The following is a 26,034-nucleotide window of genomic DNA, read 5'->3' on the forward strand; positions in this document are numbered from 1 at the left end:
AAGCATACCTGATAGAACCGTCTCAGCGCGCTCTTGTGCGATTTTGGTGCGATCAATTTAACGGCGCGCTGGCGGGCGGATGACAAGTTTGCAACCTGTGCCCAGGTATTTGGCCTATAGCTCTATGATCAACGGACTACTTAACACGAGGACTTTTCATGAGCGCAGGACACAGCCACGCCCAAGTACGCGCTGGCCACGAACGCAAGTTATGGATGGCCCTGGGGCTGACCGGCAGTTTCATGATTGCCGAGGTCATCGGCGCCTTCGTCACCGGCAGCCTGGCGCTGCTGTCCGACGCTGCGCACATGATGACCGACGCCCTGGCCCTGGCGATTTCCCTCGTCGCCATCCAGGTTGCCAAGCGCCCGGCCGACCGCAAACGCACGTTTGGTTATGCACGATTCGAGATTCTGGCGGCGGCCTTCAATGCGCTGCTGCTGTTCGCCGTGGCGTTCTACATCCTCTACGAGGCCTGGCAACGGCTACAGGCGCCGGCTGAAATCCAGTCCACCGGCATGCTGGTGATTGCCGTGCTGGGGCTGATCGTCAACCTGATCTCCATGCGTATGCTCAGTGCCGCCAGTGGCGAGAGCCTGAACGTGAAGGGCGCCTATCTGGAGGTTTGGAGCGACATGCTTGGCTCCATTGGCGTGATCATCGCAGCGGTCGTGATCATGCTCACCGGCTGGGGTTGGGTCGACTCCGTGGTGGCGGCGGCCATCGGTTTCTGGGTGCTGCCGCGTACCTGGACGCTGCTCAAGGAGAGCATGAACGTGTTGCTGCAAGGCGTGCCGGACGGGATTGATATCGATCAGGTCGAGCAGGCGATTCGCGGTGTGCCTGGTGTCAAAGACGTGCACGATTTGCACATCTGGGCCCTGACCAGCGGTAAGAACGTACTGAGTGCGCACCTGGTCGCGGATTCGTCCCAAGGCACCGAGCCACAAATCCTCACGCTGGTGACGGAATTGCTGCACGAACAATTCGATATTTCCCACGCAACGCTTCAGGTCGAAGGCGAAGGTTTTCAGCATGACGACCATGACGAGGTGCATGCCTGACGGATTTGTAATCTTCCCTCCACCGCCCCGATAAGTACCGAAAGCTACATTGCCCCCGCTGGGAAACCTCAGCGACTTCATGGGCGTGGAATTTTCGTTATGGCACTTTCCGTTAGAACACTGTTGGGGGCGATGGCATTGTGGTGCGTCGCAAGCGCCGCCCAGGCACAAACCCTCACCCTCGATTCGGCCCTGCAAACCGCTTTCGCCAACAACCCGGACCTGGCGGCCGCGCAGTGGGAAATTGATATCGCGCAGGGCGGACGCCAGCAGGCCGGGTTGATCCCCAACCCGGTCGCCTCCTGGGACGCTGAAGACACCCGCCGCAATTCGCGCACCACCTCCATCAAGCTCAGCCAGACCCTGGAACTGGGCGGCAAGCGCGGTGCACGGATTGAGGTGGCCGAGCGCGGCCAGGACGCGGCGGCATTGACCTTGGAGCAGCGCCGAAACGGCCTGCGTGCTGATGTGATCGACGGCTATTACGGTGCCCTTCGTGCCCAGGAACGACTGGAGCTGGCGCAGCGCTCCCTGGCATTGGCTGAGCGTGGGTTGGTGGTCGCCAAGGGGCGTGTTACCGCTGGCAAGGCTTCGCCTGTGGAAGCCACCCGCGCGCAAGTGCAGGTGTCGGAAATCCGCCTGGAATTCAACCGGGCGCAGATCGGCCTCACCGATGCGTATCGCCGCCTCGCCGCGAGCACCGGCAGCGCGGCTCCCGACTTTCAATCCGTCGCCACACCGAGCCAATCGGCGCCACCGTTGCCGCCCACGGCGCAGTTGCTGGCGCGCCTTGAGCAAACCACCGAGCTGCGTCTGGCCGAACTGCAGATCCTGCAAAGTGAAGCCAGCGTCGGCCTGGAAAAAGCCCAGCGCATTCCTGATCTTGATGTCTCCATCGGCAGCCAGTACGACGCCAGCGTGCGCGAGCGGGTGAATCTGGTGGGCGTGTCGATGCCGATCCCGCTGTTCAACCGCAACCAGGGCAACGTGCTCGCCGCCAGCCGTCGCGCCGACCAGTCCCGCGACCTGCGCAACGCCGCTGAATTGCGCCTGCGCACTGAAACCCGCCAGGCCCTCGACCTGTGGCAAACCGCGAACACCGAGGTGCAGGCCTTCAACGGGCAGATCCTGCCTGCCGCCCAAAGCGCGGTAGACAGCGCCACCCGTGGCTTCGAGATGGGCAAGTTCAACTTCATCGATGTACTCGACGCCCAGCGCACCTTGATCGCGGCGCGCACCCAATACCTCGCAGCGACCGCCCAGGCCACTGACGCCTGGGTGCGCATCGAACGGATTTACGGCGACCTCGCCCGCTTTTGAATTTTCCAGGAGTCTTCTATGAACAACACACACGGCGTGGCGCTTGCCATCGCCCTGGGCCTGATGCTGTCCGGCTTTGTAAGGGCTGACGAGGAAGAGGGTGCACTCGAACTCACCGAGCAGCAGATCCAGGCTGCCGGTATTGAACTCGCCCAGGCTCAACCCCGGTCGATCAGTACGATGCTGACGCTGCCCGGTGAAGTGCGCTTTGACGAAGACCGCACCTCGCACATCGTCCCGCGTGCGGCGGGCGTGGTGGAATCGGTAAAGGTCAATCTCGGGCAATCGGTGAAAAAGGGCGACGTGCTGGCGGTGATTTCCAGCCAACAGATTTCCGATCAGCGCAGCGAGCTGGCCGCCAGTGCGCGGCGGGTCGAGCTGGCGCGTACCACCTTCCAGCGCGAGCGCCAATTGTGGGAAGCCGAAATATCCGCCGAGCAGGATTACCTGCTGGCGCGCCAGACCTTGCAAGAGGCTGAAATCGCCCTGAATAACGCTCGCCAAAAAATGACCGCGCTCAGTGGCAGCGCGGTAGCGGCCGGCGGCAATCGCTATGAATTGCGCGCGCCGTTCCCCGGCATCGTGGTGGAAAAGCATCTCGGCGTCGGTGAGGTGGTTAGCGAAACCAGCAACGCCTTTACGCTCTCGGACCTGTCCCAGGTGTGGGTCACGTTCGGCGTGTTTCCCAAGGACTTGAACAAGGTTCGCGTGGGCAAACCGGTGAAGGTCAGTTCCACGGAAATGGGCACGGAAGTGCTTGGCACAGTGGCCTACGTCGGCAATTTGCTCGGCGAACAAACGCGTACCGCGAGCGTGCGCGTGACCGTGCCCAACCCCGATGACGCCTGGCGCCCGGGCCTGTTTGTGACAGTGCAGGTGGCCACCGACACCTATCAGGCCAAGGTCACTGTCCCGCAAACCGCGATCCAGACCGTCGAGGACAAGCCCTCGGTATTTGTGCGCACCCCCGAAGGTTTCATCACGCGCCACCTTGAACTGGGCGTGAGTGAAAACGGCTACGTCGAAGTGCGCAAGGGGCTCGACGCCGGGGCGCAGGTGGCCACCGTCGGCAGCTTCATCCTCAAGTCCGAACTGGGCAAAGGCTCGGCCGAACACGCCCATTGATCCTGCGAGTGATTCCCCATGTTTGAGCGCCTTATCCAATTTGCCATCGAGCAGCGCATCATCGTGCTGCTGGCGGTGCTGTTGATGGCCGGTGTCGGCATCGCCAGTTACCAGAAGCTGCCCATCGACGCGGTGCCCGACATTACCAATGTGCAGGTGCAGATCAACTCGGCGGCGGCCGGGTTTTCGCCGCTGGAGACCGAGCAACGCATTACCTTTCCCATCGAAACCGCCATGGCCGGGTTGCCGGGTTTGCAGCAGACACGTTCGTTGTCGCGCTCCGGATTGTCCCAGGTCACGGTGATTTTCAAGGACGGTACCGACCTGTTCTTCGCCCGCCAATTGGTTAACGAGCGCCTGCAAAATGCGCGCGAGCAATTGCCCATCGGCATCGAGACCGCGATGGGGCCGATCTCCACCGGGCTTGGGGAAATTTTCCTGTGGACCGTGGAAGCCGAAGACGGCGCGCTGAAGGATGACGGCACGGCCTACACGCCGACCGATTTGCGCGTAATCCAGGACTGGATCATCAAGCCGCAACTGCGCAACGTGCCGGGTGTGGCCGAGATCAACACTATTGGTGGCTTCGCCAAGGAATACCAGATCGCGCCGGACCCCAAGCGCCTCGCGGCCTACAACTTGACCCTGGGTGATTTGGTCACGGCGCTGGAGCGCAACAACGCCAACGTCGGCGCCGGGTACATCGAGCGCAGCGGCGAGCAACTGTTGATCCGCGCGCCGGGGCAAGTGGCGTCCATCGATGACATTGCGAACATTGTCATCACCACCTCGGACGGCACGCCGATTAGGGTGCGCAATGTGGCGCAGGTCGAAATCGGCCGTGAGTTGCGCACCGGCGCCGCCACTGAAAATGGCCGTGAAGTGGTGCTTGGCACGGTGTTCATGTTGATCGGCGAAAACAGCCGCACCGTGTCCCTGGCGGTGGCCAAAAAGCTTGAGGAAATTAACCGTTCGCTGCCCGAAGGCGTGGTGGCTGTCACGGTGTACGACCGCACCAACCTCGTCGAAAAAGCCATTGCCACCGTCAAGAAAAACCTCTTCGAAGGCGCGCTGCTGGTGGTCGCCGTGCTGTTCCTGTTCCTCGGTAACATCCGCGCGGCGCTGATCACCGCGATGGTGATTCCGTTGGCGATGCTGTTCACCTTTACCGGCATGTTCACCAACAAGGTCAGCGCCAACCTGATGAGCCTTGGCGCGCTGGACTTCGGCATCATCGTCGACGGTGCGGTGGTAATCGTCGAGAACGCCATTCGCCGCCTGGCCCATGCGCAGCAACGTCACGGGCGGTTGTTGACCCGCAGCGAGCGCCTGCACGAAGTGTTCGCGGCGGCCAAGGAAGCCCGGCGCGCGCTGATCTTCGGGCAGTTGATCATCATGGTCGTGTACCTGCCGATTTTTGCCCTCACCGGCGTGGCAGGGAAAATGTTCCACCCGATGGCTTTCACGGTAGTCATTGCCCTGCTTGGCGCGATGATTTTGTCGGTGACTTTCGTGCCGGCCGCGATTGCGCTGTTTGTGACCGGCAAGGTCAAGGAAGAAGAAAACCTGGTAATGCGCACCGCACGCCGGGCCTATGCGCCCGTGCTGGATTGGGTCATGACACGCCGCCCGCTGGTGTTTGGTCTGGCGGTACTGACCATCGTCGCCTCGGGGTTGGTCGCCAGCCGTATGGGCAGCGAATTTATCCCCAGTCTGAGTGAAGGTGACTTCGCCCAGCAGGCGCTGCGCGTGCCGGGCACCAGCCTTACGCAGTCGGTGCAGATGCAGCAGCAGTTGGAAAAAACCTTGATGGCCCAGGTGCCGGAAATCGAGCGGGTCTTTGCGCGTACCGGCACTGCGGAAATCGCCTCGGACCCGATGCCGCCGAATATTTCCGACAGCTACGTCATGCTGAAGCCGAAGGACCAATGGCCGGACCCGAAGAAGTCCCGCGAAATGCTGATCGCCGATATCCAGCGCGCCAGTGCGATTGTGCCGGGCAGTGCGTACGAACTGTCGCAACCGATTCAGCTGCGCTTCAACGAGCTGATTTCCGGCGTACGCAGCGATGTAGCAGTAAAGGTGTTTGGTGATGACATGGCGGTGCTGAACAAGACCGCCGGGGAAATCGCCGAGACCTTGCAAAAACTCGGTGGCGCCTCGGAAGTGAAGGTGGAGCAAACATCGGGTTTACCAGTGCTGACCATCAATATCGACCGCGACAAGGCCGCGCGTTTTGGTCTGAATGTGGGCGATGTGCAAGACACCATTGCCGTTGCGGTGGGTGGACGTCAGGCCGGTACGTTGTACGAAGGTGACCGGCGTTTCGACATGGTGGTGCGCTTGTCCGACGCATTGCGCACGGACATCGACGGGCTGTCGCGGTTATTGATTCCCGTACCGGCGCTGGCAGGCAACGCGTCCGGGCAGCTGGGCTTTATCGCCTTGTCCCAGGTCGCCAGCCTTGACCTCGTGCTGGGCCCGAACCAGATCAGCCGTGAAAACGGCAAGCGCCTGGTGATCGTCAGCGCCAACGTGCGCGGGCGCGATATTGGTTCGTTTGTGGAAGAGGCTGAGGCTGCGATCACCGCTCAGGTGAAAGTGCCGGCGGGTTACTGGACCACCTGGGGCGGGCAGTTCGAACAGTTGAAGGAAGCCTCCGAGCGTCTGCGCATTGTGGTGCCGGTGGCGTTGCTGCTGGTGTTCGGGTTGCTGTTCATGATGTTCAACAACCTCAAGGACGGTCTGCTGGTGTTTACCGGGATTCCGTTCGCGCTGACCGGCGGGATCATGGCGCTGTGGCTGCGCGATATTCCGCTGTCTATCTCGGCGGGGGTAGGTTTTATTGCGCTGTCTGGCGTGGCAGTGCTGAACGGACTGGTGATGATTGCCTTTATCCGCAACCTGCGCGAGGAAGGGCGCTCGTTGTCGGTGGCGATCAATGAAGGCGCGCTGACCCGCCTGCGCCCGGTATTGATGACGGCGCTGGTGGCATCCCTCGGGTTCATCCCCATGGCCCTGGCCACCGGCACCGGCGCCGAAGTGCAGCGTCCATTGGCGACAGTGGTAATCGGCGGGATTATTTCTTCAACCTTGCTGACCTTGCTGGTGCTGCCGGCGTTGTATCAATGGGCGCATCGCAAGGAAGAGTGATCCCCGTTGAACACCCACGATCCACTGTGGGAGCGGGCAAGCCCGGCTCCCACATTTGATTGGTGGTGTTTGTTGAATTTCTGTGCACCGATAGACCTTAAGTCGGGCGCGATTTACCCGGCGACACAAATCTACTGTGGGAGCTGGCTTGCCTGCGATGGCGGTCTATCAGTCACCTCATTGCTAACTGCTCCACCGCCATCGCGGGCAAGCCCGGCTCCCACATTTGATTGGTGGTGTTTGTTGAATTTCTGTGCACCGATAGACCTTAAGTCGGGCGCGATTTACCCGGCGACACAAATCTACTGTGGGAGCTGGCTTGCCTGCGATGGCGGTCTATCAGTTACATCATTGCTGACTGCTCCACCGCCATCGCGGGCAAGCCCGGCTCCCACAGGAACTGCATCTGTCTTGAGAGGGCACTTCAATTCAAATGTGAGAGAAAGCTGTTGAGCTTTAACCCACTGGCATCAGAGGAAATACCAGGCGAAATAAGGTGAACCCGCCGGGCAGGCTGCGCACGTCAGCCTGGCCTTGGTGCAAGGTCATGATCGAGCGCACGATGGCCAGGCCCAGGCCGGTGCCGCCTTCGGTGCGGGCGCGGCTGCTGTCGACACGATAGAAGCGCTCGAACAGGTGCGGCAGGTGCTGTGCTTCAATCCCGGGGCCCGGGTTGCTGACTGTCACCGACACGCAGTCGCCATAGGCCTCCACCAGCAAAGAAATGTGTGAGCCTGCTGGTGTATGACGAATGGCGTTGGACAGCAGGTTGGAAAGGGCGCGCTGAATCATCAAGCGATCGCCTTGTACGTTGGCATCGCCACTTAAGGTCAGGGTCAGTTGTTTGTCTTCGGCACTCAGGGCAAACAGCTCCATCACCCGATGGGCTTCATCTGCCAGCGACACCTCTATGAACGACGCCCGGGCCGCCGGGTGGCTGACCTGCGCCAGAAACAGCATGTCGGAAACGATACGCCCCAGGCGCTCCAATTCCTCTGTGTTGGATTCCAGCACTGCTTTGTATTCTTCCGGCGGCCGCTGGCGTGACAGCGTGACCTGGGCTTTGCCCATCAGGTTGGTCAGGGGCGCGCGCAGTTCATGGGCGAGGTCGTCAGAGAACTGCGACAGCCGCTGCACCCCCGCGTCCAGCCGGTTGAGCATCACGTTGAAGCCCTGTGCCAACTCGCCCAGTTCCTGGGGCAGGTTGTCGACCGACAAACGATGGGTCAGGTCCTGGGTGGTGACTTTGGCCGCCACATGGCTGAACTGCTTCAATGGCGCGAGCCCTCGTTGCACCAGCCACCAGGCGCCCATGCCGATCAAAATCAGCAGCATCGGCAGCGCGATCACGGTGGCGCGCAGGTAAGCGCTGAGCAGCGCCTGGTCGTCCATGCGGTCGAGGGACAGCAACACGCGGACACGTTCGCCACTGGCCAGACGCATCAGGCTGGAGGCGCTGAGCACACGGTTGTCATAGCTGTCGGTCCAGTTCAGGTAACCCAGGGTTTCTCGCGGTGAAAAGTTGGTCAGCAAGGGCTCTTGAGGTTTGGCACCGATGCTCAGCAGAACGGCTTCATCGGGCGCGGTGCCGACGATGGTCAGGTAGAAATTGTCATGGCCGATCACCAGGTCCATCAGCGAATGCGGGCGGGCGCGGATAGCGTGGGCGTCCAGGCCTTGGGCGAGGCTGTGCTGGATCTGTTCCATCTTGCTTTCCAGGCCTTTGCGCGCCAGTTTTTCCAGCTCATGGGTGAGGGCGAGATAGGCCAGGGTTGCCAGCAGCAGCACCAAACCCGCGCCCATCACGCTGACTGTCAAACCCAGGCGCATCGACAGGCTGCTGGTCCTCATTGACGTGCTTCCAGCACGTAGCCCACGCCGCGAATGGTGTGGATCAGCTTGACCTCGCTCTGGTCATCCACCTTGGCGCGCAGGCGGCTGATGGAGACCTCTACCACGTTGGTGTCGCAGTCGAAATTCATGTCCCACACCAGGGAAATGATCTGCGTACGCGTCAGCACTTCGCCAGTTTGGCGCATCAGCACCTGAAGCAGGGCGAACTCTTTGGTTGTCAGGTCGATACGCCGGGTGCCGCGGTAGGCACGATGGCGACGGGGGTCCAATTCGAGGTCCGAAACGCGGAACACCTCCGGCTGGGGGATATGCTCGCTGCGCCGCAACAGCGTGCGCACCCGCGCCAGTAACTCGGGAAATTCGAAGGGTTTGACCAGGTAATCATCGGCGCCCATGTCCAGGCCTTTGATCTTGTCGGCCAGCCGGCCACGGGCGGTCAGCATCATCACGCGTTGGGTGCCGTTGCGGCGCAGTTGTTCCAGCACTTCCCAGCCATCTTTGCCTGGCAAATTGACGTCGAGAATCACCAGCTCATAGGCGTGTTGCCCGGCGAGGTGCAAGCCGTCGATGCCATTCGAGGCGCAGTCGACGACATAGCCGCTTTCGCTCAGGCCCTGCTGCAGGTAGTCGGCGGTTTTCTGCTCGTCCTCAACCACAAGGATACGCATGGGGGTTTACCTTTTACTGAATTGAGAAGGGTCCATTTCCTTATGGAATCAAGTGTTTTGAGAGTAGGAAAATTCTGAACCGTGAAGTAGCTTCAGGGTCAACTGCGACCATTGGTCGCGACTGAAGTCGGCGCGCAAAAAAAACGCCCCAGTGGGGCGTAAAAAATTCATCTCTTTCCAAAGGAGCTACAAAAAAGCTTCAGAGATGAATGTTGCTCAGTGCAGATAAGTTGACGCGAGTATAGAAAGTTCAACTTAACGAGAAGCTGGGCTCAATGTTACAGTTTTGATAACTGGCTATTTGTGAACAGATGTTAGTTAACGGCGAACGAATGTAATCGCTCACAGTGCCACTAGCGGGTATTCGACAATCACACGAACTTCCTCCAAGTCGGATTCAAAAGCGCTGGAGCGTACGGTGGCCTGGCGCAAGCGCAGCGACAGATCCTTCAGGCTGCCACTTTGAACGACATATTTGGCCTCGATATCCCGCTCCCAGCGGCGCTGATCGGTCAGCGGGTTACCCGCTGCGTCGCGGCGCATATAGACCGCGTTGGCATTGCTGTAGTCAGCGCCGGTGCCCTTGGCGTAGCGGGTCATGAACGACAGGCCGGGAATGCCGAATGGCTGCATGTCGAGGTCGTAACGCAGCATCCACGAGCGCTCCTTGGGCGAGTTGAAGTCGCTGTACTGGATTGAGTTATTGAGGAAAATCGAATCCGATTGGCGCAGGTAATCGAAGTCGTCATTGCCGTTGTTGCGTTGGTGCGAGAGGGCCAGGCTGTGGGCGCCGACCTTGACGCCAACCCTGCCACTCCAGATGTTGTTGTCGAATTCGCCCAGCAGCTTTTTGCCTTCATCGACGGCTTTGTAGTAGTTGAAGTCGCCAAACAGTGAGACGTCATCGTTGAGCGGGTAGCTGGCGGCGCTGCCGAAATAGTACTGATCCCAGGCGTCTTTCAAACGGCTGCTGTACAGGCTGACACTGAGGTGTTTGTTGAGCTGGTAATCGCCGCCGAAGTAGCCGACCCATGGCGAATCGACCTTGCCCGCATAAAAGGTGGCGAAGCCTTTGTTCATGCCACTTTGGGTGGGTTGGCTCATGCCGCTCAAGCGTCCGGCTTGCAGGCTCAGGCCCTCAAGGCTGGTGTTCTGCGCTGTGAACCCGCGGAAACTCTCCGGAAGTAAACGCGAGTCCCCCGCGGCCACGACCGGCACGACGGGAAACACATCGCCAGCCTTGATGACCGTGTCCAGCACGCGCAATTTTGCGGCGCCGCCGAATTTGCTGTAGCCGCTTTCGGGATGGTTGTCGCTGTCCACCGGCAGCACCCCGAACGAGCCCTTGCCGCCGCTGCGGCCGGTGCCCGAGTCGAGTTTCAGGCCGTACATGGCAAACGCGTCCAGGCCGAACCCCACCGTGCCGCTGGTAAAGCCGGATTCGAACTTGCCGATCAAACCCTGGGCCCAGGCTTCGGAATAACCATTGCCGGTGGGGCTGGACTGGCCCTTGCGGTCATCGCGATTGAAGTAAAAATTACGCGCCAGCACGTTCACGCTGCTGCCTTCGATAAAGCCTTCAGGTTTTTCTTCTGCGGCGGTGGCTGCCATGGGCAGTGCGACGATCAGGGAAAAGGGAAGGGTGTAATGACGAATACGCATGTTTCGCTCCTTGGTCTTGGCAGTGATCAGCTTCTTATAGAGGCGGGCGTTCTTATTGATTTGGCCCGGGCTGATAGTTGCAAACGGCGGATAACAGCGAAGTTGCGCAAACATTACAATTCTGGAAACTCACGGCCACCTAACAGATAAGTAATGTTTTAGTGAACATTACGTCAGGGTTCGCTCGTTAGTCTCGGCACTGAACTTTTCAGTCGAGGAACTTGAGATGAACTTTTACAAATTAGCTTTGGGTGTATTCGCGGCGCTGCTGTCATTTGGCGCTTTGGCCGAAGGCGGTGGGGATCGCACCTTTGCCTTGATGATGGAGCGCAATGAGAAAGCCATGGCGGCTTACGCCGAAAAAAAGGGCCAACCGGCACCTCAAGTGCAGGTCTATCGCTACGGCATGACGCTGGACATTGCCAAGGTGGTCAACGTCACGCCGCCGATCCGTTCGTGCAATCCGGTGCCGTCGCGCATGACCTATGAAGACTCCAGCGGCACGCTCAATACCCTTGAATACCAAGTGATGGGCGTGTGCCGAAACAATGGCGGTTAATGGATCCAAAAAAAGAGTTGGGCGCAGGCCTGAATTGCTCTTCAGAAAATGCCGGCAGCGCCGATGCAGGTCAGATCCATCTCCCCAAATGACCATCGGTGCCCCATGTTCAACACCCGTTTGAAGCAGGAGCTGTCGGCTCTTCGCGAAGAATTGTCCAGCTTGCAACAGGTCAAGGAGAGCCTGGAAAGCGAAATGCTGTGCCTGACGCTGGACGCCGAAGGCCGGGTGGAGTGGGCGAACGCCAACTTCTTGCAGGAACTGGCTTATCAGTCGACGAACATCGTGGGGCGCCACATTGATGAGCTGGTGCCGGCGCACCTGCGTCAGGATGAATTCCAGCAGCGCTTCAAGAATGCCCTGGTGCGCGGTGAACATTTCGCCGGCACCGTGCGGATCATGCGCGGCAACGGCAAGGAAGCGTGGTTGCGTTCGATCGTGCAGCCGGTGCGGGGCCCGGACGCGCGCATCAAGCACTTTTCGATTTACTCCAGCGACCTCACGCGCACGATCGAGGCGTCCCGCGAGCATGAAAACCTGATCACCGCGCTGGTGCGTTCCACAGCGGTCATCGAGTTCGACCTCGGTGGTCACGTACTCAACGCGAACGATCGGTTCCTCGCCGGCATGGGCTACAGCCTGGCGCAGATCCAGGGCAAGCATCACCGCATGTTCTGCGATCCGGAGGAGTACAACAGTGCCGAGTACCAGAACTTCTGGAAGCGTCTGAACGCCGGTGAATTCGTGGCGTCGCGCTTCAAACGTGTCGACAGTCATGGCCGCGTGGTGTGGCTGGAGGCGACCTATAACCCGGTGCTGGACGCGACGGACCGGCTGTACAAAGTGGTCAAATTCGCCACCGTGATCACCGATCAGGTCAACCAGGAGCAGGCGGTGGCCGAAGCCGCGAACATCGCTTACAGCACGTCATTGCAAACCGACAGCAGTGCCCAGCGAGGCACCACCGTGGTGACCCAGGCGGTGGATGTGATGCGTGATCTTGCCAAGCACATGCAGCAGGCCGGTGAAGGCATCGAAGCGTTGAATGCCCAGTCTCAAGTGATCGGCAGCATCGTCAAAACCATCAGCGGCATCGCCGAGCAGACCAACCTGCTGGCGCTCAACGCGGCGATCGAAGCCGCCCGCGCCGGGGAACAGGGGCGTGGTTTTGCGGTGGTGGCCGATGAGGTTCGCCAATTGGCCTCGCGCACCAGCAAAGCCACCGAGGAAATTGTCGGCGTGGTCCGTCAGAACCAGGACATGGCGCGCGACGCCGTCACGTTGATGACGGATGGCCGTCTGCAAGCCGAGCACGGGCTTGCCCTGGCGGCTGAGGCGGGCACGGTGATTGTGGAGATTCAGGACGGTGCGCAAAAAGTCGTCAGCGCAGTGGGGCAGTTCGCCAATCAGCTGTCGAGCTGACCCGTGGGGCTCATGCTTGAGGTATCGTAGGTTTTTTCTCGCTTGAAGAGCCGATCCTCCATGAGCCCTACTCACCGTCGCCCCGTTCCGTTGTCCAAGGCCTACCGTTTGCTCAACCACGGCCCGACCGTGCTGGTGAGCGCAGCGCACAACGGCCAGCGCAATATCATGGCGGCCGCTTGGGCGATGCCACTGGATTTCGAACCGCCGAAAGTCGCGGTGGTGCTGGACAAGGCCACCTGGACCCGCCAACTGCTGGAAGGCGCTGGCACCTTTGTGCTTCAGGTGCCTTGCGTTGCCCAGGCTGACCTTGTGCAAACGGTCGGCAACATCACCGGCGCCGACACCGACAAATTCGCCACGTATGGCCTGCACACCTTCAACGGCGAACACACCGAAGCGCCGTTGCTGGAAGGCTGCGTGGCGTGGCTTGAGTGTCGGCTGCTGCCTGAGCCTCACAACCAGCAGACCTACGATCTGTTTCTCGGTGAAGTGGTGGCGGCTTATGCCGACGAGCGTGTGTTCAGCGAGGGGCATTGGCACTTTGATGGCCATGATGAACTGCGCACGTTGCACCATGTGGCGGGCGGCAACTTCCTGACCATCGGTGAGCCGGTAGTCGGGCGTCAGTTGTAACCCTTACCCGCGCTGATAGCGACCTGACATCTTCACCCAGCGCGACGGTGGCATGCCGTACGTGCTGCGAAATTGCCGGGTCATATGGCTCTGGTCGGTAAAGCCTGCGGTCATCGCCGCGTCTACCAGCGATTGGCCCTGGGCCAGCAGGCTGCGCACCAGGTCAAGCCGGCGCATGGTCAGGTAGCGATAGGGGCTGGTGCCGAACAATAAACGAAAATCCCGTGACAGCGCCCAGCGATCACGGCCGCAATGGTCGGCGATTTCATCCAGGGTGATGCTGCGGCCCAGCGCGCTGTGGATGAATTCCCGGGCGCGCTCGGCGGCCACGTAATCGAAGGATTTGCGGCTGATGATTTCCCCCGACGTAGTGCTCAATGCCTGGGCGAGGTCGAACATCGCGTCCTGCTCTTGCAGGGGATCAATCGGGCAATCCAGGCCTTGCAGCAGCACTTCGCTGGCGCGGAACAGCCGTGGGTCGGTGGACAGCCCGTTGGGAATAAACGGCAACGGTTTACCGCCGAGAATCTGCTGGATCAGCGCCGGCTCCACATAAATCATGCGGTACTTGAAGCCTTCCACGCTGCTGGCGCGGCCGTCATGGCTTTCATCGGGATGAATCACCATGGTCGTGCCGGGCAGGCTGTGGGTCATGCAGCCGCGGTAATGGTAACTCTGCACACCGAATAACGTACGCCCGATGGCGTAGGTGTCATGGCGATGGGGATCGAACGCAAAGCCGGCGAAATAGGCCTCGATACGGTCCAGGCCGCTGGCGTGCGGAGCGCGGTGCAGCCAGTCGAGGGTAGGGGTCGGATTGCCCATGGTTGCTTGTCACATGTAGAGATGGAAACACGTTAACCCAGTCTGCGTGGGTTGTCTGGTGGGGTCTTGTACGATTGTGCAGCGCCGTCGGGCGGGACAATATCCATGGGTTACATAAAAACATCATTTATCGATAAAAAATGATTGTTTTACGATAATTCATCCGCTACTTTGCCTCCACACCCCATCAGAGAGGCCGTCCATGAATACCCAACGTCTTGCCCTGCTCAGCCAACGCATGTCAGTGGTCACGCTGTTGCTGATTATCAGCATGCTGGCCCTTAACGCTGCCGGGTGGCTGTTCCCTGTTTTGGGTTCTTCATCCGAAGGGATTGGGTTCAACTTTGCACTGAGTGACCGCCTGATCCAGGGGCGCGTCGATCAGGTTGCCTTGTTTCCCCTGTGGCAGATCCTGGGTGCAATCGTGCTCTCCAGTGTGCCTTTGCTGGCGCTGGCGCTCGGTTTGAACCACCTGCGCAAGCTGTTCCAGAGCTATGCACGGGGCGAGTATTTTTCCTGCAAGGCAGCCTCGCACCTGGGCAAGGTAGGCAAGGCTGTGGCGATTTGGGTCTTGCTGGACTTTTTATGTGAGCCCCTGTTGAGTGTCTGGGTGACAATGAATGAACCGGTCGGCCACCGGTTGATCACGCTGAGTGTGACCATGCCCAGCTTCGTGGCGCTGTTTCTGGCCGCCTGCATCGCGGTAATCGCGCGTATCCTGTGGCAGGCCAGTGAAGTGGATTCTGAAAACCGTACTTTTGTTTGAGATCGATATGCCCATTGTGATTGAGCTGGACGTCATGCTTGCCCGGCGCAAGGTCAAATCCAAGGATCTGGCTGCAGCCATCGGGATTACCGAACAGAATCTGTCGTTGCTCAAACAAGGCAAGGTCAAGGGTATTCGGCTGGGTACGCTGGATGCGATTTGCGCCTACCTCGAGTGCCAGCCGGGTGATCTGCTGGTGCACGTGCCTGAGCCCGAAACCCGGCAATAGCGGTTTATCAACGTTAAAAAGAGAGATGATTCGATGCTGTTCTCCAACCTGCCATACGTCGCTCCGTTGTTATCGTTGGCGTTGCTCTGGACCGTCGCGGTAGTGACGCCGGGCCCCAACTTTTTCAACATTGCTCAATTGGCAGCCAACGGTTCGCGTCGGCATGGGGTGGCGGCTTCGGCGGGCGTCGCATCGGGGACGATCCTGTGGGGGTTGGCGGGTGGGCTGGGGATCAAGTCGTTGTTCACCGCTGCGCCCATGTTGTACCTGGCGTTCAAGATTATCGGCGGCTGCTATCTGATTTACCTGGGGCTCAAACTGTTCAAGCGTTCGGCACCTGCCAGCGGCGGCAGCCTGTTGCCGGATGAGCCTCGGCGTTCGATGTTTTCGGCTTGGCGACTGGGGTTGCTTGGCAATTTGTCCAACCCCAAGTCTGCGCTGTTTGTCGCGACAATTTTCGCTTCGACCATGCCACCTTCGCCATCACCGATGTTGTTGGCGTTGGCGGTGATCGTCATGGCCACCTTGTCGTTCAGTTGGTATGCCAGCGTTGCCCTGGTGTTTTCCAGCGAGCGCATGGCCAACCTCTACAGCCGTTCGCGCAAGTGGCTTGATCGCTTCGCCGGTGGTTGTTACGTATTGTTCGGTGCACATCTGGTAGCGAATCGCTGATCGCCCGTGGTAAGAAGCCTTACTTTCAACAGTGAGGCCGGGTCATGAGCAAGGTGCGTGTAGGTATTATTTTTGGTGGCCGTTCGGCTGAGCACGAAGTCTCGCTGCAATCGGCGCGCAATATCGTCGACGCGCTGGACCGTTCGCGCTTCGAGCCGGTGCTGATCGGTATCGACAAGGCCGGCCACTGGCACCTCAACGACACGTCGAATTTCCTGATCAACCAGGAAAACCCGGCGCTGATCGCGCTCAATCAGTCCAACCGCGAACTGGCGGTGGTGCCGGGCAAGGCCAGCCAGCAAGTGGTTGAAACGTCCGGCCAGGGCCTGCTGCAACACATCGACGTAATCTTCCCGATCGTGCACGGCACCCTCGGCGAAGACGGCTGCCTGCAAGGTCTGCTGCGTATGGCCGACCTGCCGTTTGTCGGCTCCGACGTGCTCGGCTCGGCGGTGTGCATGGACAAGGACATCAGCAAACGCCTGCTGCGCGACGCGGGTATTGCCGTGACCCCGTTCATCACCCTGACCCGTGGCAATGCGGCGCGGACTTCGTTTGATACGGCGGTGAGCAAGCTGGGTTTGCCGATGTTTGTCAAACCTGCCAACCAGGGTTCTTCGGTGGGCGTGAGCAAAGTTGCCGACGAAGCCGGTTATCACGCCGCCGTCGAACTGGCCTTGGGCTTTGATGAGAAAGTGCTGGTGGAGTCCGCCGTCAAGGGGCGCGAGATCGAATGCGCCGTACTCGGCAACGAAAACCCCATCGCCAGTGGTTGCGGCGAGATCGTAGTGAGCAGCGGCTTCTATTCCTACGACAGCAAATACATCGATGACCAGGCCGCCCAAGTGGTGGTGCCGGCAGCTATCAGCCATGAAGCCAGCGAGCGCATTCGCGGCTTGGCGATTGAAGCGTTTGAGACCCTGGGTTGTGCCGGGCTGGCGCGGGTGGATGTGTTTCTGACCGACGACGGCGAAGTGCTGATCAACGAAATCAACTCACTGCCCGGCTTCACCCGCATCAGCATGTACCCCAAGCTGTGGCAGGCGGCGGGGATGAGTTACAGCGAGCTGGTGAGCCGGTTGATTGAACTGGCGCAGGAGCGGCATGCGGGGCGCAAGGGGCTGAAGATCAGCCGCTGACGATCGCCCAACGGCTCAGTGACGCCATTAGGCGTTACTGAGTACTTCCCGAAAAACGTCTGGTCTTGTGGCCGCAATGTGCAGTAGCGAGCGTGCTGCCCCAGAGGGGGATCGACGCCCTTGTTCCCACTCTTGAAGGGTTCTTACCGAAACCCCCAAAAGCTCAGCAAACTTGGGCTGGGACAAGCCTGTTCTGCTTCTTGCTTCCGCGGCTTGAGTCATCTCAACCTGGTTCACCGTACCGTAACGTCCCGCTTTGACATCCTTGACGGCGGCCAGTAGCTCATCGCCGATATTGCGTTTGGAGTCACGCGCCTTCAGCTGTTTCTCAGTGAGTGGCATGGTTCATTTCCTTCGCGATTTTGTACAGGGTATGCGCTGGAATATTCTCGGTTGCGCCCTTTCCATAAATCAGCAGCGCTACCAGAGCCCGCAAGCCAGGTGTGTGGTGTAGATGATTCTCACCGCCCCGCTCTTGCCTCTGCCCTCCAGGCTCCAGCGTACCTTTCGGCAGCCACCTGAGCCTGGAACGACAGCTCCGGCTTCAGGGCAGTTGGCTAAAAAAGCCATGAAAATACCTTTTCCTCCTCCGTCCAATAATCAGGCCAAAGCCTGCTGAACAGCGGAGATTCTATGATCGTCAGCACACGAAATTCTACGTCTTTGACGTAGCTTCTGGCAAGAAAGGGCGGGCCAGAAAATCGCAGGAGAAAAGCGGCAGCTCAAGGGACTTTTTATCGCAAAAAATGACATGGCACTTTGTTTGCTGCACCTATGGTAGGAGCTTGGCTGAGTGGTTTGTAGGTTCGCTCTCAACGACCTGTGCGAGCAATCCACGAATAAATCAACGTCTTCGCCTCCTGCGGGTTGTGTGTCCTCCTGCGGTAGCTGGCAAACGTTGGTGACGAGCAATAAGTGCAGACGTCACTCACCTCAATCTGCTCCCGCTTGACCCCCGCTGCCAGCAACAGCATCACCCCATACCCACTCAAATCAAACCACGCACTGCCGGTTTGCCTGGCATGGGGCGGAGCCATTTCCGGCGCTAGCACCGGCGCCGGTTGCGTGTGATGCCACAGGTGCTGCTGGTCCGCCTGAAACTGCGCAACAAACCCTTCGCTGACTTCATAACAGCACGGCTTGATCGAAGGCCCGATCGCCACCTGCAACTGGTCCACGGCTATCCCGTCGTCGGTAAAGCGCTGCACCGCGTTCGCGACAATCCCTCCTTGCAGCCCCTTCCAACCGCCATGCATAGCCGCGACGATTTCACCGTTTTTCGAGGCGATCAGGATTGGCAGGCAATCAGCGGTAATCACCGCAACCGGCTGCAGCGACCGGGTGAATACACCGTCGGCCTCGAGGGTATTGGCCACCTGGCCCGCCTGCCATTCAATCACCGACGCGCTGTGCACCTGCTTGCAGAAAAACACCTGATCCGGGCGCAAGGGGTCATTGATCGAACAAAAGCCATGGTCGACGCCGGGGATGGCGCCGAGATTGTCTGCCTGCTGCACGTTGCGCTCTCCGTTGATTAAGGTTCAGTCGCCGACCGCTTCGCCTTCACGCCGAGGGTCGGCGCCGCCATTGAGTGACACCTTGCCCTGTGCATCCCGAGTGCGCACGATGGCCTGGATGCCGCTGGTCATGTCGATTTCACTCAGCGCGTGGCCTTTGTCTCTGAGGGCTTGCTTGAGCGCCGGGCTGAACATACCCGCTTCCAGCTCAGTGGCACCGTTGCGGCTGCCGAAATTGGGCAGGTTGATGGCCGCTTGCGGGTCGAGTTTCCAGTCGAGCATGGCCACCAGGGATTTGCTCACGTATTCGATGATCTGCGAGCCGCCCGGCGAACCGACAGTGGCGAGTAATTCACCGCTTGCGCGGTCGAATACCAGGGTTGGCGCCATCGCCGAGCGCGGACGTTTGCCGGGTTCGACGCGGTTCGCCACGGGTTGGCCGTTTTCTTCGGGAATGAACGAGAAGTCGGTCATCTGGTTGTTCAGCAAAAAGCCCTGGACCATCAGGTGCGAGCCGAACGCCGCTTCCACGGTGGTGGTCATCGACACGGCGCCGCCCTCGTCATCGACTGCAACCACTTGCGAGGTGGAGATGCGCAGCGGCGAGCGGTCTGGCGCATAGGCGACCTGAATACCGGCTGGCTGGCCCGGCTTGGCGATGCCCATGCTGCGCTCGCCGATCAATGTGGCGCGTTTGGCCAGGTAGTCCGGGGCGACCAAGCCTGCGACTGGCACCGGCACGAAGTCGGCGTCGGCCACGTACAAACCGCGGTCGGCGAAGGCCAGGCGACCGGCTTCGGCGAGCAGGTGCACGGCCTCGGGCGTGGGCTCAAAGCCTGCGGGTGATGGGCTCTTCACGGGTTTCATCGTTGAGATGGCCAGTGCCGGGTCGCGGTTCTCCAGTGCTTGCAACGTGCCCAGTATCTGCGCGACAGCGATCCCGCCCGACGACGGCGGCGGCATGCCACACACGCGGTATAGCTTGTAGTCGGTGCACAGGGGCGCGCGCTCCTTGGCGGTGTAACCCGAAAGGTCCGCCTGCGACAGGCTGCCCGCATTGCGATGACCCTGGACCTTGCGCGCGATCTCATCGGCAATCGGCCCGTGGTACAACGCGTCCGGGCCCTCCTTGGCGATGCGTTTGAACACAGTGGCCAGCGCCGGGTTTTTCAATAACGTGCCGGTGGCTTTCGGCGTGCCATCGGTGTTCAGAAAGTAGGCGGCCATGTCGGGCGACTGAGGGATGTAGCGGTCGGCCGCGATCAAGCTGTGCAAGCGTGGGGAAATCGCGAAACCTTGTTCCGCCAGACGAATCGCCGGCTCGAACAGTTTGGCCCATGGCAGGTGCCCGGTTTTTTTATGCGCCATCTCCAGTGCTCGCAAAACGCCCGGCGTGCCGACCGAACGCCCGCCAATCTGCGCCTCGGGGAACGCCATCGGTGTGCCGTCCGCCTTAAGGAATAACCGCTCGGTCGCACCGGCTGGCGCCGTTTCGCGACCGTCATACGCATGCACGTTTTTCCCGTCCCACAGCATGATGAATGCGCCGCCACCGATGCCGGAAGACTGCGGCTCCACCAGGGTCAATACGGCCTGCATCGCAATGGCCGCATCGATCGCCGAACCGCCCTGGCGCAACATCTCACGCCCGGCCTCGGCTGCCAGCGGGTTGGCGGCGGCGGCCATGTGCCTTTCGGCGTGCTGCGTGGTGAGGTCGGTGCGATAACCCGAACCCAGCTCCGGTGCCGGAGGCTGTTCATTGATCGGGCTGTGACAGCCAGCCAGGGCGAGGGCGGCGGCAATCGCCGACAGTTGACGGCGGGAAATCGAAAACACGCGCTGAACTCCGTTCATTGTGAGAATGATCTGTTGTCCTTGGGCTGTTCTTTTTACAGGTAAATCGTGCCTTGCGGGTAGAGCACCGCGTCGCCCGAGATGATCACGCGGTCGCCCTCAACCCAGACGCAGCACCATCGCACCGGCAGCAATGATGCACGCCGCGATGATACGCACGCGCGTCAGGTGCTCTTTCAGAACCCAGGCCGAGATCACCACGCCGAACAGAATCGATGTTTCTCGCAGGGCCGAAACAGTGGCGATGGGCGCCGCTGTCATCGCCCACAGTGCCAGGCCATATGAGGCTATTGTCCCTACGCCCCCGACGACGCCCACCTGCCAGTTACGGGTTATGTAGCTGCAAAACAACCTGCGCCGGGTGGTCAACGCCCACGCGGCAAGGGGGATGCCGGTCAGCAGAAAAATCCATAACGTATAGGCCGCTGGCGCGCCGGATTTGCGCACGCCCAGCCCGTCGACAAGGGTGTAACCCGCGATCACCCCCGCGTTGATCAATGCCAGAATCAGGCCCTTTCTTTGCCCTGCCGAAGGCGCTGCCGCCATGCTCAGGATTCCGAGAGAGATCACCGCAATACCGAGCCATGCGAACGCAGAGAGTTTTTCGGAGAGTAGAAACACACTGACCGTGGCCACCAGCAGAGGCGCGGTGCCACGCATGATGGGGTAGGTCTGGCTCATGTCGGCGATGCGGTACGTCGAAGCGACCAGCACGAAATACACCACTTGCAGCACCACCGACGCGCCGATAAATGGCCAGCTCTCTTTCGCCGGGAGCTCAAGAAACGGAATAACCACCAACGCAATCAACGCCGCCACCGACGTGATCGTGCAGGTGGTCAACAGCTTGTCGCTGCCGCCCTTGACCACGGCGTTCCAGGTGGCGTGAAGGAGCGCGCCGAGCATGATGACTGCGAAGACGTCGAGGCTCATGCGTCAGGGTGTCCAAGGTTGCGGGTGGGCACGGTTTTGTATCAGATACGCCTGCAGGTCGCGAGCGTGGGAGGGGCGGGCGGCGTGAAGTTTTATGTATCGCCTCCTTGTGGTTGGGGGCGAATATGCCTGAGCACTTTTCTTGAGGCATAAAAAAACGGCCTACCTTTCGGTAAGCCGTTTTTAGTACTTGGTGGCTACACAGGGACTTGAACCCCGGACCCCAGCATTATGAATGCTATGCTCTAACCAACTGAGCTATGTAGCCAAGTGGCGCGCATTATTCGCGTAGAACGGGAATGCGTCAAGCACTTTTCTCGAACTTTTTTCTACGCTTTCAACTGTTTAACGAAAAACCGGCTAAACGCCGACGGGCGGCGGTGTGCGGTCCGTGAAGATCCAATGTGGGAGCGGGCTTGCCCGCGATGGCGGTGGTTCAGTTGGCAGGTGTGCTGGCTGACACGGCACTATCGCGGGCAAGCCCGCTCCCACATTGGGTTTGCAGTGCTTTCAGACGCGTTCAAGGGCCCGCAGGTCGTCGCTACAGTTGAGGACGGTAGTGCTTTGGTTCAAGGGGGAAAGCGCTGAGCGAATTCGAAGCTGAGGGCGATTCAGTTGGGCAGATATCCCTGCCGCCCAACAATTGCCTCTCGGCGGCCTTACGGTTGTGACGGGGTGTGCGTAACGCGTTTGAGCTGTTCACGCGCGCGCGAGAGGCGTGAGCGAACGGTGCCGATAGGAATGTCCAAAACGTCGGCGGTGTCTTGGTAACTGCCGTCGGTCTCCAGCGAGGCGTAGAGCGTTTTGCGCATTTCCGCCGGCAGGTCGTCGATGGCGTTCAAGGTTTTCTCCAGCCTGCGGTTGATTTCGAATTCCCAATCCAGATTTTTATTGTCCTCCTGGCCGTGCCACAGCGATTCGTCGAATTCGCAGTGCACCGGTTTGGCATACATGCGCCGGAAATGGTTGCGGATCAAGTTTTGCGCGATGCCGCACATCCAGGTGCTGAGTGTGGCCTGGCCGCCGAAGCGTTCCCTGTTTCGCCAGGCCTCCAAGTAAGTCAGTTGCAGGATGTCATCTGCATCTTCGGGGTTGAGTACGCGTTTATGAATAAAACGCCGAAGTTTCTTTTGCTGATCGTCCGTCAGTTGGAGCATGAATTGAGGCGAGCTGCCAACAAGGTGCGCTAAAGCTTCAATGGGGATATTCACGATGTTTTCCTCAGGGTAGACGCTGTCGAAATGGTTTCGACGAGAACCCCTTTTGCACTGGCTGTGCCAAGGAAAAGAAACGTGTAACTAGTTGATATAAATATATAAATATCTTGAAATGAAGCGATTTTGCGCAACTTTTAGCAAAAGTCCCTGATCGTTTTTGCGGGTATTTTCAATAGGCCATGGGCGACGGATTTCGATGGAACTGTACGGCGCACGCCTGCCACATAGGGACACAAACTTCCTGTCCCGGCACGCCCATGAAAGTCGAATCCAGCCCCGATCTGCACAAAATCCAGCGCTTGGAGCAGCCTGTCCCCGAGAAGGTTGCCCAGGTTCGCACTCAAGCGGCCACGGGCCTGGATGAGCTCGCCAACGCTTTCAGCCGGGAAGTGGCGTTCATCAGCAAAACCCTGAACCAGCGCTCGATGGGCGTTCTGATGACGCCCACCGAGCAGCTTGCGCAACTCTATGACCAGTTGGGCCATCCGGCCCAGGCAAGTCTGGCGTCCCTCACCCAGCAAGCCAGGCAGGCGTTAAAGAAGCAGCCGAGTGTCGAGGACCTGTTGAAGCTTACGGGCGGCGACCCGGCGCGTACCTATGTGGTGCTGCGTCAGATCACCGCCCAGGCGGAAGCCGAACTGCGCAAAACCGAGGCTGCGCTGGCGCGGGATGCGTTGGCCCGGCTGGAAATGCGTCACCGGCGGGAGATCCAGGCGGGCCTGAATATCGCCGTGACGCTACAGGCCGCCAGTGGTGATCCCCAGGAGCGCCAGGCGGTACGCGCCTTGTATTACGCCAATGTGGTGGTGCGCCAATCGCTGGCGAACATGATGCAGGCGTTGCTCGGCATGTACGGTGGCGAGCGGTTTGCCGATGGGCTCAACATCATGCGTCGAGCCTTGGCGGACGATGTGGCGGCTCTGGCGTCGTCTATTCCGACGGCCAAGTTGCGCACGCTGTTGCTGGGGTTGCAAAGCTGCGGGCAACTGGGCGGTGTTTTGTCCAGTTGTCATGGGTTGATCGACCGTCTGCAAGTCGAGCACGACGCGGTCATCCTGTTGCAGCGCCTGCTGGGTTACGCCGGCAACGGCATTGGCGCCCCCGAAGTGCAGCGGCTGGCAAATGAGCTGGCCGGTGACGAAGCAGTGGCCAGCCAGCTGACGTCTCTGAACGCCATCTACCCGCTGGTTAAAAGTTTGCCGATGGCGCTGTGGCGCGATACCCGTGGGCGCCAGGAAGGCCTGCACACCTTTTTGCTGGTGATGGACGAATTCACCCGCCTGGAGAAAGGCCCAGCCCGGTTCGGCAGTGAGCCGAGGACGTTCGCGTGAACGTTCTGGCAACCCTCAACCGCTGGCTGTTAAAAGCTGCGCAGCGTGCCGAAGTGCTTGGCGCGGTGGTGGTGCTGGCTATCGTGTTTATCTTTATTGTGCCGCTGCCCACCTGGCTCGTGGACATTCTGATCGCGCTCAACATCTGTATTTCCTGCCTGTTGATTGTGTTGGCGCTGTACCTGCCCGGCCCCTTGGCGTTTTCTTCGTTTCCCTCGATTCTGCTGCTGACCACCATGTTTCGCCTGGCGCTGTCGATTGCCACCACGCGCCTTATCCTGCTGGAACAGGACGCCGGCGATATCGTCGAGGCGTTCGGTAATTTCGTTGTAGGCGGCAACCTGGCAGTGGGGCTGGTGATCTTCATGATTCTGACCCTGGTGAACTTTCTGGTCATCACCAAGGGTTCCGAGCGTGTCGCCGAAGTGGCCGCGCGGTTCAGCCTGGACGCGATGCCTGGCAAGCAGATGTCTATCGACAGCGACTTGCGCGCCGGCCTGATCGACGGCATCCAGGCGCGTGACAAACGCGACCAGTTGTCCCGTGAGAGCCAATTGTTCGGCGCCATGGACGGCGCCATGAAGTTCGTCAAAGGCGATGCCATTGCCGGCCTGGTGATCGTGTTGATCAACTTGCTGGGCGGCTTTTCCACCGGCATGTTCCAGCATGGGATGAGCGCAGCCGACTCCATGGCGTTGTATTCGGTGCTGACCATCGGCGATGGTTTGATCGCGCAGATTCCCGCACTGCTGATCTCCCTGACCGCCGGCATGATCATCACCCGTGTGGCGCCGGACGGCCGCAAGGGCGTCAGCAACATGGGCGCCGAAATTGCCCGGCAAATGACCAGCGAGCCCAAGAGCTGGATGATCGCTTCGGTCGGGATGCTCGCCTTTGCGGCATTGCCGGGCATGCCCACGGTGGTGTTCATTCTGATCGCGTTGATCACCGGCGGCCTGGGGTATTACCTGATGCGTCAGCGCCAGGAAAAAGCCGAAGTGGGCGGCGCGGTTGAAATTGCGCCGGAGGAAAACGGCGCTGAGGACCTGCGCGGGTTCGACCCTTCGCGGCCTTACCTTTTACAGTTTCCTGCCGAGTTGCGAGGCAGTGATTCGGTGATGGAAATCGTGCACGAGATTCGCAAGGCACGTAATGGCATCGTTGCTCGGATCGGCTTGACGCTGCCGCCGTTTGAAGTGGAATTCAGCCCCGCCCTCGCCAGCGACGAAATGCGCTTTTGTGTACACGAAGTCCCGATGGTCAAAGCCACCCATGGCCACGCGGTGGCCGTGGCCCGTGCGTCTTTGAAGGGCGACCCGGAACAGGGTGTGCCAGGCCTGTCCGAGCGTGATGAACAGGACTGGGTGTGGCTGGCTGCTGATGACCCGCTGCTCGATGACCCGGCCATTGAGCGCTTCAGTGCGCTGAGCCTGATTATTGAGCGCATGACCCATTCGATGATGCTCAGCGGGCCGCAATTTCTCGGCATCCAGGAGAGCAAGTCTATCCTCGGCTGGCTTGAGCACAACCAGTCGGAGCTGGTCCAGGAGCTTCAGCGCATCATGCCGCTCTCGCGCTTCTCCGCAGTGCTGCAGCGCCTGGCAAGTGAGGGCGTGCCATTGCGTGCCGTGCGCTTGATCGTCGAGTCGCTGATCGAATATGGCCAGCATGAGCGTGAACCCGATGCCTTGGCCGACTACGCGCGTATCGCCCTCAAGTCGCAGATCTTCCATCAGTACAGCGAAGCCGACGGCCTGCATGCCTGGCTGCTGGCGCCGCAGACTGAAAACATTCTGCGTGAAGCATTGCGCCAGACGCAGACCGGGGTGTTCTTCGCGCTCGATAACGACAGCAGCGCAGCCTTGATCAACCTGCTCAACCAAGCCTTTACCCTGCGCCCCAAGTCCAAAAGCGTGATGTTGGTTGCACAGGATCTGCGCAGCCCTTTGCGCACCTTGTTGCTTGAAGAGTTCAACCATGTGCCGGTGTTGTCGTTTGCCGAGTTGGGCAGCACCTCCAAGGTCAAGGTGCTGGGCCGTTTCGACTTGGGCCAGGATGAGCTGATGCGCGGAGCCGCCGCATGATCTC

The 26,034-nt window shown here is 60.0% G+C and carries 21 protein-coding genes, 1 tRNA gene and 2 pseudogenes; 14 read left to right on the top strand and 10 right to left on the bottom strand.

What is annotated here, in order from left to right:
- Positions 1–158: 158 nt before the first annotated feature.
- The 4 genes from BFW87_RS15040 (at position 159) to BFW87_RS15055 (ending at position 6,662) form a co-directional block, all read left to right on the top strand.
- Positions 159–1,064 (top strand): cation diffusion facilitator family transporter, encoded by a 906-nt coding sequence (locus tag BFW87_RS15040; RefSeq protein WP_078740575.1) that lies wholly within the window; start codon positions 159–161, stop codon positions 1,062–1,064.
- A gap of 99 nt (positions 1,065–1,163) precedes the next feature.
- Entirely contained in the window at positions 1,164–2,384 is a 1,221-nt protein-coding gene (locus tag BFW87_RS15045; protein WP_078740576.1) for a TolC family protein, read from the top strand.
- A gap of 18 nt (positions 2,385–2,402) precedes the next feature.
- Complete coding sequence (locus BFW87_RS15050; protein WP_078740577.1) at positions 2,403–3,509, top strand: efflux RND transporter periplasmic adaptor subunit; 1,107 nt, start codon at positions 2,403–2,405, stop codon at positions 3,507–3,509.
- An 18-nt stretch (positions 3,510–3,527) separates the two neighbouring features.
- Entirely contained in the window at positions 3,528–6,662 is a 3,135-nt protein-coding gene (locus tag BFW87_RS15055; RefSeq protein ID WP_078740578.1) for a CusA/CzcA family heavy metal efflux RND transporter, read from the top strand.
- 456 nt (positions 6,663–7,118) lie between these two features.
- Here BFW87_RS15055 and BFW87_RS15060 read toward each other — a convergent pair whose 3' ends face one another.
- The 3 genes from BFW87_RS15060 to BFW87_RS15070 all read right to left on the bottom strand — a co-directional run bounded on the left by BFW87_RS15060 (position 7,119) and on the right by BFW87_RS15070 (position 10,846).
- Entirely contained in the window at positions 7,119–8,513 is a 1,395-nt protein-coding gene (locus BFW87_RS15060) for a heavy metal sensor histidine kinase (protein ID WP_078740579.1), read from the bottom strand.
- Positions 8,510–9,184, bottom strand: coding sequence for a response regulator transcription factor PcoR (locus tag BFW87_RS15065; RefSeq protein ID WP_078740580.1), 675 nt, complete (start codon positions 9,182–9,184; stop codon positions 8,510–8,512). The genes BFW87_RS15060 and BFW87_RS15065 overlap by 4 nt, the downstream gene beginning before the upstream one ends.
- A gap of 342 nt (positions 9,185–9,526) precedes the next feature.
- Positions 9,527–10,846, bottom strand: coding sequence for an OprD family porin (locus tag BFW87_RS15070; protein WP_078740760.1), 1,320 nt, complete (start codon positions 10,844–10,846; stop codon positions 9,527–9,529).
- 226 nt (positions 10,847–11,072) lie between these two features.
- Between BFW87_RS15070 and BFW87_RS15075 the strand changes: the two genes are divergently transcribed.
- The 4 genes and pseudogenes from BFW87_RS15075 (at position 11,073) to BFW87_RS15085 (ending at position 13,463) form a co-directional block, all read left to right on the top strand.
- Positions 11,073–11,405 (top strand): DUF2790 domain-containing protein, encoded by a 333-nt coding sequence (locus BFW87_RS15075; RefSeq protein ID WP_078740581.1) that lies wholly within the window; start codon positions 11,073–11,075, stop codon positions 11,403–11,405.
- 195 nt (positions 11,406–11,600) lie between these two features.
- A pseudogene (locus BFW87_RS32615) lies at positions 11,601–12,287 on the top strand (PAS domain-containing protein); the annotation flags it as partial.
- Between the two features lie 108 nt (positions 12,288–12,395).
- Positions 12,396–12,827 (top strand): annotated as a pseudogene (locus BFW87_RS32620) (methyl-accepting chemotaxis protein); the annotation flags it as partial.
- A 60-nt stretch (positions 12,828–12,887) separates the two neighbouring features.
- A complete protein-coding gene (locus tag BFW87_RS15085) occupies positions 12,888–13,463 on the top strand; it encodes a flavin reductase family protein (protein WP_078740583.1) in 576 nt (191 codons plus the stop codon).
- Between the two features lie 3 nt (positions 13,464–13,466).
- On the opposite strand, the gene BFW87_RS15090 is transcribed toward BFW87_RS15085, so the two are convergent.
- Positions 13,467–14,288: an AraC family transcriptional regulator gene (locus BFW87_RS15090; RefSeq protein WP_078740584.1), complete on the bottom strand. Its 822-nt coding sequence runs from the start codon at positions 14,286–14,288 to the stop codon at positions 13,467–13,469.
- A 202-nt stretch (positions 14,289–14,490) separates the two neighbouring features.
- Between BFW87_RS15090 and BFW87_RS15095 the strand changes: the two genes are divergently transcribed.
- Genes BFW87_RS15095 through ddlA form a run of 4 tightly spaced genes read left to right on the top strand, consistent with a single transcriptional unit; the run spans position 14,491 to position 17,094 of the window.
- Complete coding sequence (locus tag BFW87_RS15095; RefSeq protein WP_078740585.1) at positions 14,491–15,054, top strand: DUF2975 domain-containing protein; 564 nt, start codon at positions 14,491–14,493, stop codon at positions 15,052–15,054.
- 7 nt (positions 15,055–15,061) lie between these two features.
- Entirely contained in the window at positions 15,062–15,283 is a 222-nt protein-coding gene (locus tag BFW87_RS15100) for a helix-turn-helix domain-containing protein (RefSeq protein ID WP_078740586.1), read from the top strand.
- 33 nt (positions 15,284–15,316) lie between these two features.
- Complete coding sequence (locus tag BFW87_RS15105) at positions 15,317–15,955, top strand: LysE family translocator (RefSeq protein ID WP_078740587.1); 639 nt, start codon at positions 15,317–15,319, stop codon at positions 15,953–15,955.
- Between the two features lie 44 nt (positions 15,956–15,999).
- Positions 16,000–17,094: a D-alanine--D-alanine ligase gene (gene ddlA / locus BFW87_RS15110; RefSeq protein ID WP_078740588.1), complete on the top strand. Its 1,095-nt coding sequence runs from the start codon at positions 16,000–16,002 to the stop codon at positions 17,092–17,094.
- Positions 17,095–17,121: 27 nt separating this feature from the next.
- Here the strand turns inward: ddlA and BFW87_RS15115 are convergent, their stop codons facing one another.
- The 6 genes from BFW87_RS15115 to BFW87_RS15140 form a co-directional block, all read right to left on the bottom strand.
- The gene (locus BFW87_RS15115; RefSeq protein ID WP_078740589.1) at positions 17,122–17,436 is read right to left on the bottom strand and encodes a helix-turn-helix domain-containing protein; all 315 of its coding nucleotides are present in this window, start codon (positions 17,434–17,436) and stop codon (positions 17,122–17,124) included.
- 470 nt (positions 17,437–17,906) lie between these two features.
- Positions 17,907–18,611, bottom strand: a complete 705-nt coding sequence (pgeF, locus tag BFW87_RS15120; protein WP_078740590.1) for a peptidoglycan editing factor PgeF — start codon at positions 18,609–18,611, stop codon at positions 17,907–17,909.
- A 24-nt stretch (positions 18,612–18,635) separates the two neighbouring features.
- Complete coding sequence (gene ggt, locus BFW87_RS15125) at positions 18,636–20,465, bottom strand: gamma-glutamyltransferase (RefSeq protein WP_078740591.1); 1,830 nt, start codon at positions 20,463–20,465, stop codon at positions 18,636–18,638.
- A 99-nt stretch (positions 20,466–20,564) separates the two neighbouring features.
- A complete protein-coding gene (locus tag BFW87_RS15130; protein ID WP_078740592.1) occupies positions 20,565–21,398 on the bottom strand; it encodes an EamA family transporter in 834 nt (277 codons plus the stop codon).
- Between the two features lie 191 nt (positions 21,399–21,589).
- Positions 21,590–21,666: transfer RNA gene (locus tag BFW87_RS15135), tRNA-Met, on the bottom strand.
- A 391-nt stretch (positions 21,667–22,057) separates the two neighbouring features.
- Positions 22,058–22,609 carry an RNA polymerase sigma factor gene (locus BFW87_RS15140; protein ID WP_078740593.1) on the bottom strand — a complete coding sequence of 184 codons (552 nt, stop codon included), beginning with the start codon at positions 22,607–22,609 and terminating at the stop codon, positions 22,058–22,060.
- A gap of 263 nt (positions 22,610–22,872) precedes the next feature.
- On the opposite strand from BFW87_RS15140, the gene BFW87_RS15145 reads away from it, so the two are divergent.
- Positions 22,873–23,946, top strand: coding sequence for an HrpJ domain-containing protein (locus tag BFW87_RS15145; RefSeq protein WP_078740594.1), 1,074 nt, complete (start codon positions 22,873–22,875; stop codon positions 23,944–23,946).
- Positions 23,943–26,030, top strand: coding sequence for a type III secretion system export apparatus subunit SctV (sctV, locus tag BFW87_RS15150; RefSeq protein ID WP_078740595.1), 2,088 nt, complete (start codon positions 23,943–23,945; stop codon positions 26,028–26,030). Before BFW87_RS15145 ends, sctV begins: the two co-directional genes overlap by 4 nt.
- Positions 26,031–26,034: the final 4 nt, after the last annotated feature.

It is taken from the genome of Pseudomonas fluorescens, assembly GCF_002022275.1.
Classification (GTDB): Bacteria; Pseudomonadota; Gammaproteobacteria; order Pseudomonadales; family Pseudomonadaceae; genus Aquipseudomonas; species Aquipseudomonas fluorescens_AJ.